A 1,701-nucleotide genomic window follows, 5' to 3' on the forward strand; every position below is an offset into this window, starting at 1 on the left:
GCGACTGCACGGCGGGCAGCCGCACCGACAGCGGCTGCACCGACGGGTCGGGCAGCACGAGCATGGGCCAGAGGTAGTCCTTCCACGCGGCGATGATCGCGAACACCGAGACCACGCCGAGGATCGGCTTCGACATCGGCAGCACGATCGACCAGAACAGCCGGAAGGGACCGGCGCCGTCGGTGCGCGCGGCCTCGAACACCTCGCGGGGCAGACTGTCGAAGAACCGCTTGACCAGGAGGATGTTGAAGGCGTTCGCCCCCATCGGCAGCCACACCGCGAGGTAGTTGTTGAGCAGGCTCACATCCCCCAGCAGCGGCGGGTGCACGATCGTCAGGTACAGCGGCACGAGCAGCACGATCCCGGGGATGAACAGCGTCGCGAGCACCAGCGCGTTCAGGATCGGCGCGTACTTCGGCTGCAGCACCGAGAGCGCATAGCCTGCGGTCGTCGCGATGAACAGCTGCACGAACCAGGCGCCGAGCGCGATGATCACCGTGTTGAAGAAGTACTGGTCGATGTGGATGTCGTTCCACGCGGTCGACAGATTCTCCCAGTCCATGCCGTTCGGCCACAGCGCGAACGGCTGCTGCAGGGTGTCCTGCGTCGGCGTGATCGCCGATTTCGCGAGCCACAGGATCGGACCGAGGCCGGCGACGACCAAGCCGACGGCGAGGAACACGTGCGTGAGGGACATCCCCACGCGGATGCCGGGGCGCCGGCGCTCCGAGTCGGAGATGACCGTGCGGTCCCCGACGCGATCGGCGGCCTTCTCCGCCGCCTTCTCCGCGGCACGGGTCGACAGGCGGGTGGTGAGGCTCACGTCGTGCTCCAACGGTCGGTCAGCGTGAAGTACAGCCAGGAGAGGAGGGCGAGGACGATGGCGAGCAGGACCGAGACGGCCGTCGCCTCTCCGTAGTCGCCGCCCAGGCTGTTGCGGAAGGCCTTGTCGTAGATGTACAGCAGCACGGTCTTGGTCGCTCCGGCGGGGCCACCGCCGGTGAACAGGAACGGTTCGAGGAAGACCTGCGCGGTGGCGATCACCTGCAGGATCAGCATGATGAAGAGGATGCCGCGCAGCTGCGGCAGCGTGACGTGCCAGATCTTCTTCCAGATGCCGGCGCCGTCGACCTCGGCTGCGTCGTACAGCTCGGGCGGCACGCCCAGGAGCGCGGCCAGGTAGATGATGATCGATCCTCCGGCTCCCGCCCATGTCGCCTCGAGCACGAGCGAGGGCATGGCCTGCACGGCGTCCTGGATCCACGGCTGCGGAGGGATGCCGACGAACCCGAGCACCGTGTTGAAGACACCGGACGGGTCGGCGCTGTAGAAGAACTTCCACAGCAGCACCGCCACCACGGGCGGGATCACGACGGGGAGATACGCGAGCGCCGAGTAGATGCCCTTGCCGCGGCGTACCTCGCTCATCAGCACGGCCATGAGCAGCGGCAGAGGGAAGCCGAAGAGCAGAGCGAGCACGGCGAACCACAGGGTGTTGATCACGGCCCGGCCGAGTTCGGGGTCGCCGATCACGGCGAGGTAGTTGTCGATTCCGACCCACTCGGAGACGATCAGGTTCGTCTTCTGCAGGCTCATGATCACCGACTGCACGATCGGCGACCACGAGAAGAAGATGAACACGAACAGCATCGGGAGCACGAACAGGAGGTTCGCGAGCCCGCCGCCGCGGAACCACGTGAG

Annotated in this window: 2 protein-coding genes; both read right to left on the reverse strand. The window is 66.7% G+C overall.

Features of this window, described 5'->3' with window-relative positions; translation table 11 throughout:
- Window positions 1-823, reverse strand: an 823-nt coding sequence (locus ACNPM4_RS20220) for a carbohydrate ABC transporter permease (RefSeq protein WP_448986962.1), incomplete at its 3' end; no start/stop codon positions are given.
- Window positions 820-1,701: carbohydrate ABC transporter permease (locus ACNPM4_RS20225; RefSeq protein ID WP_448986963.1), on the reverse strand; the 882-nt coding region annotated here is incomplete at its 5' end. The genes ACNPM4_RS20225 and ACNPM4_RS20220, both read right to left, overlap by 4 nt.

The sequence above is a fragment of the Microbacterium umsixpiens genome (assembly GCF_053543675.1).